7 protein-coding genes are annotated in these 8,377 nt (G+C 66.4%); 5 read left to right on the plus strand and 2 right to left on the minus strand.

The window, feature by feature from the left end; genetic code table 11:
* The first annotated feature begins 403 nt into the window (after positions 1-403).
* From VFH59_RS12570 to VFH59_RS12590, 5 genes are all read left to right on the plus strand, one after another.
* Complete coding sequence (locus tag VFH59_RS12570; protein ID WP_325165247.1) at positions 404-769, plus strand: hypothetical protein; 366 nt, start codon at positions 404-406, stop codon at positions 767-769.
* 564 nt (positions 770-1,333) lie between these two features.
* On the plus strand, positions 1,334-3,160 hold the full coding sequence (locus VFH59_RS12575) for a copper resistance system multicopper oxidase (RefSeq protein WP_325165248.1): 1,827 nt from the start codon (positions 1,334-1,336) through the stop codon (positions 3,158-3,160).
* Entirely contained in the window at positions 3,157-4,344 is a 1,188-nt protein-coding gene (locus tag VFH59_RS12580) for a copper resistance protein B (RefSeq protein ID WP_325165249.1), read from the plus strand. The genes VFH59_RS12575 and VFH59_RS12580 overlap by 4 nt, the downstream gene beginning before the upstream one ends.
* Before the next feature lie 11 nt (positions 4,345-4,355).
* Positions 4,356-5,444: a c-type cytochrome gene (locus tag VFH59_RS12585; protein ID WP_325165250.1), complete on the plus strand. Its 1,089-nt coding sequence runs from the start codon at positions 4,356-4,358 to the stop codon at positions 5,442-5,444.
* Positions 5,441-5,893, plus strand: coding sequence for a DUF411 domain-containing protein (locus tag VFH59_RS12590; protein ID WP_414655889.1), 453 nt, complete (start codon positions 5,441-5,443; stop codon positions 5,891-5,893). Before VFH59_RS12585 ends, VFH59_RS12590 begins: the two co-directional genes overlap by 4 nt.
* Before the next feature lie 56 nt (positions 5,894-5,949).
* Here VFH59_RS12590 and VFH59_RS12595 read toward each other — a convergent pair whose 3' ends face one another.
* Together VFH59_RS12595 and VFH59_RS12600 are read right to left on the minus strand one after the other, a co-directional pair.
* Entirely contained in the window at positions 5,950-7,983 is a 2,034-nt protein-coding gene (locus VFH59_RS12595; RefSeq protein WP_325165252.1) for an acyltransferase, read from the minus strand.
* A gap of 152 nt (positions 7,984-8,135) precedes the next feature.
* A partial coding sequence (locus VFH59_RS12600) for an SPW repeat domain-containing protein (RefSeq protein WP_325165253.1) occupies positions 8,136-8,377 on the minus strand: 242 nt, incomplete at its 5' end.

An 8,377-nucleotide genomic window follows, 5' to 3' on the forward strand; every position in this document is an offset into this window, starting at 1 on the left:
ACAGCCATCCAGGCCATGGTCTGGCTCCAGTAGGCGTGGTCCAGCTGATAGATGTTGAAGTACATCATGATGAACATCGCCACCGTGGCCACGGCGATCATGGCGACGAATTTTCCGTAACTCCCTTTCATGGCAGCCCTCGCAGGCGGATTCGACAGACGCTTTGAACCATACGGCCCTCTGGCGTCGCCGAGGCGTGATCGCACATGGGTGCACCGAAGCGCCGCGGGTCGCATCGGTTTTTTTCTTATGTCTCTCAACCTTCTGCTCACAGGCCGCGCACCCGGCGCTAGGCAGTAGTTGCCATCCATGTAACCGGCACCGGCCTCGCCGCGAATTTCAATCGTCGTACACGTGGCCGGGCGCACGCTCGTCCTCTTCTTTCTCGCACAGGAGATACCCCATGAAGGCATCCGCACGCATCCACTCCCCTCGCCTGCTAGGCGCCCTGGCGCTGGCATTGGCGCTTGCTACCGGCAGTACTGCGTGGGCTCAGAACACCTCGCCCACCGATACCGGCCAGAACCCCGACACCATGGGCGCCATGCACGGCGGCCACGGTGATATGGGCGGCATGAAGGGCATGCACATGAACATGATGGGCATGCACGCCATGCCGGCCACGGTGAACAGCGTCGATAAGCAGACCGGTGTCGTGGACGTCATGGCGGAGGGCATGTCGCTGAAGGTGCATTTCCCTGCCGCCGCGGTCGCCAAGCTGAAGTCGGGTGACAAGATCACGCTGCACATGGGCTACAGCAAGCCCTAAGACCGCATGGACCCGCCTCCAGGGTTGAGGGGGCGGGACCCTGCCGGTACGCTCCGGGTCATGACCGCCTCGCTTCGTCCGTTTGCTCGTTCCCGTGGCCTGCGTGCCCTGGGGCTGATGGCGTGGCTGATGCTGGTCATCACCTCGCTGGCCGCCGCGCCGCTGGGCATGGGAAGCGCACCTGCGCATGCCATGCATGCAGCGGCCGCGGCGGTCGGTGAACCATTGCATCACCCTGCCTCGGGCCATTCGCCCTCGCACGATTGTTGCGAGCAGCACGCTGGCTGCTGCGGCAACCCCAGCGGGCATGTTTGTGGCTGCATTGGCATGTGCGCCAGTGCACTGCCGCCCACGCCCGCCGGCGTGGTCATGGCGTCCTGGATCGCGGGGGTGTATGCCCCGCCGCTGCGCCTGCATGCGCCGTCGGCGCCAACAGTGCCCCCGTTGCGCCCACCGTCCGCCTGACCCTCCCCCGCTGGATCCGATGCGTGCGTCGGGCGCCGTGAGCGCCCACCGTCGCGCCGATCGCGCCTTGGCGCGACGTTTGGCCTTTGGAGAGTTCCCATGAAGTCGTTTTCCTCGCCCGCTGCGACCGATCTGTCGCGGCGGCGCTTCGTCCAGGGCGCGGCCCTCGGTGGCGCAGTGGCCGGCCTCGGCCTGCTGCGGCCCGGCCAGGCCTGGGCACAACCGGCCCACACCGGCCAGCTCCCGGTACTCACCGGCACCGATTTCGCCCTGGCGGTCGGCGAGACGCCGGTCAACTACACCGGTGCGCCACGCCTAGCCACCACCGTCAACGGCAGCCTGCCCGGCCCGATCCTGCGCTGGAAGGAAGGGACCACGGTCACGTTGCGGGTGAGCAATCATCTGCCTGTCCAGACATCCATCCACTGGCACGGCATCCTGCTTCCTTTCCAGATGGATGGCGTGCCCGGCATCGCCTTCGACGGTATCGCACCGGGCGAGACCTTCGTCTACCGCTTCCAGGTGCGCCAGTCGGGCACCTACTGGTACCACTCGCACTCGCGTTTCCAGGAGCAGACGGGCGTGTTCGGCCCGCTGGTGATCGAGCCGGCCGGCCGCGAGCGCTATCTGACCGACCGCGACCATGTGGTCATGCTCAACGACTGGACCGACGAGGATCCCGAACGCATCTTCGCCAAGCTCAAGAAGAGGAGCGATTACTTCAACTTCGCTCAGCCGACCGTGCCGGACTTCTTCCGCGACGTGCGCCAGCGGGGCCTCAGCCAGGCGCTCGCCATGCGCAAGATGTGGAACGAGATGCGCATGAACCCTACCGATCTCTCCGACGTGGGCGGCTATACCTACACCTACCTGATGAATGGCGCGGCACCGGCCGGCAACTGGACCGGCCTGTTCAAGCCCGGCGAGAAGGTCCGCCTGCGCTTCATCAACGGCTCGGCTTCGACCCTGTTCGACGTACGCATCCCGGGCCTGAAGATGACGGTGATCTCGGCCGACGGCCAAGACATCGCGCCGGTGCCGGTCGATGAGTTCCGCATCTCGGTGGCCGAAACCTACGACGTGATCGTGGAGCCCCAGGAAGACCGCGCCTACACCGTGTTCGCCCAGTCGATCGACCGCACCGGGTACGCCCGCGGCACGCTGGCGCCACGCCCAGGCATGGAGGCGGACGTGCCGACCATGGACCCGCGCGTGTGGCTGAGCATGCAGGACATGATGGGTGCGATGCCGATGGGGGCCATGGGGCATGGCGGCCAGCAGAGCGGCATGGGGGCCATGCCCGGCATGGACATGGGCGGCATGCAGGGCATGGACATGCACGGCATGGGCGATAAGCAAGGGATGCACATGGGCAGCATGAACCACCTCACGCCCGCGGGCATGCCCAAGGTCCGCCACGCGCGCACCGAATACGGTCCCGGCGTGGACATGCAGGTCGACATGCCGCGCACCAACCTCGACGATCCGGGCATCGGCCTGCGCGACAACGGCCGGCGCGTGCTGACCTACGCCGACCTGCACTCGCTCGACGGCCCGATCGACCCGCGCGAGCCCGAGCGCGAGATCGAACTGCACCTGACCGGCAACATGGAGCGCTTCATGTGGTCGTTCGACGGCCAGAAGTTCTCCGAGGCCAAGCCCGTGCATTTCAACTTCGGCGAGCGCCTGCGCATCGTGCTGGTCAACGACACGATGATGAACCATCCGATCCACCTGCACGGCATGTTCAGTGAGCTGGAGGATCCCAGTGGCCAGTTCTTGGCGCGCAAGCACACCATCAATGTGCAGCCGGCGCAGCGGGTCACCTATCGCGTCAACGCGGACGCCGCGGGGCGCTGGGCCTACCACTGCCACCTGCTGTATCACATGGAGGGGGGCATGTTCCGCGAGGTGGTGGTGTCATGAGGCGCTTGTCCCTTCTTTCCCTCAAGCACCTGGCGCGGGTCGCTATCCTCTTTCCATGGCTGGCGCTGGCGGTACACGCCCAGGATGTGCCGGCACCCGCGAGCAGCACATCGTCGGATGCCGGCATGGACATGGGCAACATGCCCGGCATGGCGATGCCGGCGCCGGCAACGACCGCGACGCCACCGGCGTCCGCCGCCACGGTGGCGTCTCCACCCCCCGCTGGGACCATGAACGGCATGCATGACATGGACCACGGTTCGATGCAGAACATGGACCATGGCTCGATGCAAGGCATGGACCATGGCTCGATGCAAGGCATGGACCACGGTTCGATGCAGGGCATGGACCACAGCTCGATGCAACGCATGGACCACAGCTCAATGCAAGGCCAGGACCATGGCTCGATGCAGGGCATGGACCATAGCTCCATGCAGGGCATGACCATGGGCCCCATGCAGGGCGGTAGCCCGCCTGCCGATGCCCGCGATCCGGACTACTCCGCCGGCGTCGGTTATGGTCCCCACGGAGGTATCCATGAGGCCATGGACGACAACGCCAGCTTCACCAAGATCCTGGTCGACCAACTGGAAGCCTTCAACGGCAAGGACGGCAACGGCCAGCGCTGGGAGATGCAGGCCTACTACGGCAACGACTACGACAAGCTGTGGCTGCGCACGGAAGGCGAACGCAGCGGCGGCAAGCTGGAAGAAGGCGATATCGAGACGTTCTGGAACCACGCCATCGCCCCCTTCTGGAGCACGCAGCTGGGCGTGCGCAGCGAGGCGGGTGAAGGCCCCAACCGCCAGTGGGCCGCCTTCGGCATCGAAGGGCTGGCGCCCTACTGGTTCGAGCTGGAGGCCACCGGCTATGTGGGTCCCGCCGGCCGCACCGCCGCCCGCTTTCGCGCCGAGTACGAGCTGCTCTTCACGCAGCGGCTGATCCTGCAGCCTGAGTTCGAAGCCAACGCCTATGGCAAGGATGACCCGGCCCGGCACCTTGGCAGCGGGCTATCCGACGCCTCCATCGGCCTGCGCCTGCGCTACGAGTTCCACCGTCAGTTCGCGCCCTACGTGGGCGTGGTCTGGACGCGCCGCTTCGGCGGCACCGCGGACTTCGCCCGGCAGGATGGGCAAGGCCTGTTCGATCGGCAGTGGGTCGCCGGCGTCCGCATCTGGTTCTAGAGGGAAAGACCATGAAGCAACACGTCAAGCACTACAGCATCGCCGTCATCGCGCTGTTCGCCATCGTGATCGCCGGCGCAGCGGTGTTCGTCTACTCGGGCGTCTACAACATCGGCGCCGACGACCATCACACCCGCCCGGTGTTCGCGCTCATGCAGACCTTGCGCGAGCGCTCGATCCACGTTCGTTCGGAGGACATCCAGGTCCCCAATCTCGACGACCCCCAATTGATCCTCAAGGGCGCCGGCCAGTACGCGGCGATGTGTACCGATTGCCACCTGAAGCCCGGCATGAGCGACTCGGAGATTCGCCCCGGCCTCTACCCGCAGCCGCCGAATCTGTCGCAGGTGAGGGTCGACCCCAAGGACGCCTTCTGGATCATCAAGCACGGCATCAAGATGAGCGCCATGCCAGCCTGGGGCAGCAGCCACGACGACCCGACCATCTGGAGCATGGTCGCCTTCCTGCAGAAGCTGCCCGACATGACGCCGGAGCAGTACAAGGCCATGGTCGCCAAGGCCCCACCGGATGAAGACATGGACATGGGCAAGGAGGACGGTGGCCATACCCACAGCCACGGTGGTGAGGAAGCTCAGGGCCACCACCAGGGCGAGGGTGGCAGCATGGAGGCGCCCGAGCAGGAGGACGCGCACAGCCACGCCGATGCGCACGCATCGACCGCGCCAGCGAAGTCGATGGACGGGTACACGCCGCGTGCCGCGCCCGATGCCGAAGCGGCCGCGCAGGCCTTCCACGGCGCGCTGGAGCATGGCGACCGGACGATTGTGCTGGGCCTGCTGGCTGCGGATGCCACCATTAGCGAGGGCGGTTCGACGCAATCGCGGGAGGCCTATGCCGCCCACCACCTGGATGAGGACCTGGCTTTTCTGAAGCAGGCCAAGGTGGTCCCACTCTGGATGGGCTCCATGCCCATGGGCGACACCGCGATGGTCGCCAGCGACTCGCGCATCCTCACCATCGAGAATGGCAAACCGGTCGCGATCCGCAGCAAGGAGCAACTGACGCTCAAGAAGATCGGTTCAGCCTGGAAGATCACAGCCGTGCAATGGCACTCGGCACAGGTGGAGACGCCGCAATGACGCGATGGGAGCGCCTCTTGGGCGGCCTGCTCCTGGGATGGGGCCTCACTGCCCTACCCGCCTTCGCTGCAACGATGATCGAGGTCTACCGCGATCCGTCCTGTGGCTGCTGCAAAGCCTGGATCGCCTATCTTCAGGCGAACGGCTTTGCACCTGTCGTGCACCAAGAGACCGCCATGGCCGCCGTGAAGGCGCGCCTGGGCGTGCCGGATCCGGCGGCCTCGTGCCACACGGCGGTGGTGGGCGGCTATGTCATCGAGGGCCACGTCCCGGTCGAGGACATCCGCCGGCTCCTGGCTGACCACCCGCGTGCCCGGGGCCTGGCCGCACCAGGCATGCCCATGGGATCCCCGGGCATGGAGATGGGGCCGCCCCAGCGTTACGACGTGGTGCTGATCGAGCCCGATGGCAGTACACGACACTTCGCCACCCACGGACCGGCAAGCTGACCTCACGCGGCCCCCGCTGATGCAAGGGAGGCGTCCGGCCGCGCAGCGGACGGCGCCTACCCTGCGTGGCGGCGCCGGTACGTCCGATCGGGTGCGGACACGGCCTGAGAGGGTCCCTCAGCGGTGATCGGTGGGACGCTGGTCGCCGCCTGCACCGCGGCGTCAGGTGGGACTACACGGCGCAGCGGGTGGATATTTTCCGGGGCTGTCGCCTCCGGCGTGGGGCGCGCCCACTGTAGCCACAGGGCGGCCAGCGCAATGCCGCCAAAGGTCACCGGTCCGCCCGGCCAGGAGTGACTGTGGAACACCTCCATCACGCATCCGGAGAGCGCTAGCAACACGACGGGTGCCCAAGGGCGGCCTGCGCGCCGCAGTGACACGGCCGCCGCGATCGTTCCCACCGCCAAGGCCAGCCGACCCGCCACGGCGAGAGTGGGCGTATCCGTGCCGCCGAGGATGGGATGTGTCCAGATCGCCTCGATCGGCATGCGCCACGCTTCCGGCGTACCCGACGCATGCGCGATCTGCACAAGGCTGCCGACGACGATGCCGGCCGCCGTGTCGAACACCACGAAACACATGGTGAACACGAACAGCGCGACGCGACAGACCCACGCGGCCGGGTCGTTGCGCGTGCGCACCAGCCGCACCATCGCCAGCGCCGACAGGGCGAAGAGCGGCACCTGGATGTAGTGCACGGCGAGCCAGGTGCGCACGTCCAGCGCCATGAGATTATCCGGGTGGGGATGGAACACCTCGAGGATGGCCAGCAAGGCTGGGGCCGCGGCGACCGCCAGCGCGTCGCGGAGCCATCCTTGGCGGTTCTGGCCGACCAACGGCCGCAGGCGACGGGTATCGGGAACAGCGACCGCGGCCGACGATGGCGTGCCGGCGACTGTCTCCAGGGCGCCCTGCCCTTGCAGCCCGATGCCCGGCCGTCCGCCATTCATCAAGGCAAAGACCTTCGGTAGCTTGCGGGCCAGCACTACGCCAAGCGTCAAGCCGATGGCGACGGTAAGGGTGACGCTGGCCAGGTAGTGGGCGATCAACCAGCCGTTGGTTTGTGCCGGCAGGAAGCGCCACAGCACCACCTTGACCTCGGCGATCAGGGGAAAGTGTGCCGAATGCAGGAAGAACGCCAAGCCACCGTAGCCGGCAATGACCCGCCCGAGGCGCGTCTGCGCCAACTGCTGGAACACGCCCCAGCAGGCGACGACCCCGAGCACGCGCGTCGCTCGCGTAGCCACGTTGAGCAGGTCCGGACGCGAGCCCGACATGTCGATCAGCAACGGCGCGGCCGTGCGCAGCGCGATCAGCGCCACATACAGGGCCATCAGGCTCCAGGCAGTTCGCCGCCCCACGTGCAGGGGTACCTGATAGACGCGCAGGAAGCCGCCCAGGTAAAAGAACAACACCACGTCGGTGCGGAAGAAAATGACCAGGCTACTGTGGGCCAACCACGCCGCCCCCAGGAAGGCCATGCCCAAGTAGGGCGTGCGCTTCAAGGACCACCACAAGAGCGGGCTGACCAGCACCGTGGTGAACAGGTCGCGGATGAACCAGAACTGGAAGCCGACGGGGTGGTGGGTGATGCCAAAGAGCGCATTGACGTAATCCCACACGCCCGCATGCGCAAATTGGATGTTGATGTCGCCGAACAGCGGGTACTGCGGCTTCCACAGGAACAGCGGAATCAAGATGGCCAGGTACAGCACATCCCACGCCACCATCGGCAGGTACAGCGAGACGAAGCGGCGCCGGATGCGCTGGCGCAGGCTGGCCCCTGCAGTGTTGGCGTCGAACGAGAAGAACAGCCAGCCCGAGACCATGCTCAGCAAGGGCACGACGCTGAAGAAGAAGAACAGCACAAAACTGTTCACGAACGTCGCGATCTCGTGCGGCCCCGTGCCCATGCCATTGAAGGGCGAGGCATCCACGTCGGGGTACTGCTGGTAGTGCAGGAACACTAGCCCCACGATGAGCACCAGACGCGAGAAGCTGATGGTCTGGGATATCTGCTGCTTAGTCAGCGCCTGCGCATCGCCGCGCACGATCCGCCCGACCGCCTCGCGGTATGTCAGAAAAGCCATGGCCTACTCCCGATCCTTTGGGTCACGATGAGGCGCGGCCCACAGATCGCGCGTCTTTCCAGTCAAACGCACCCTCGATCTAAGGGGCGTTAAAGAAGGTGACGGCAGCGTCTGCTCGGGGCGGCCATCCGCACGTACGTCCGGCACGAGCATCAGCGGATGTATCGATCCCAGCTCGCGTAGTGTTCCTGGCTGCGCGGCCCACGCGGCAGGCTGAGCGCGATCAACGCCACCCCCAGCACCAGGCTCACCACGGTCGCGACCATCGAGTGGCCACCGAGCACCCACGGCGCCACCAGCAACCAGCCACCGAAAAGCACATTCACCAGGCGTAGCGCGCGCGCCACCTCGGCCGTGGCGATGATCGCCACGGTGATCGTCAGCGCACCGATCA

It is taken from the genome of Frateuria sp. (genome assembly GCF_035695185.1).
Taxonomy (GTDB): domain Bacteria; phylum Pseudomonadota; class Gammaproteobacteria; order Xanthomonadales; family Rhodanobacteraceae; genus Frateuria_A.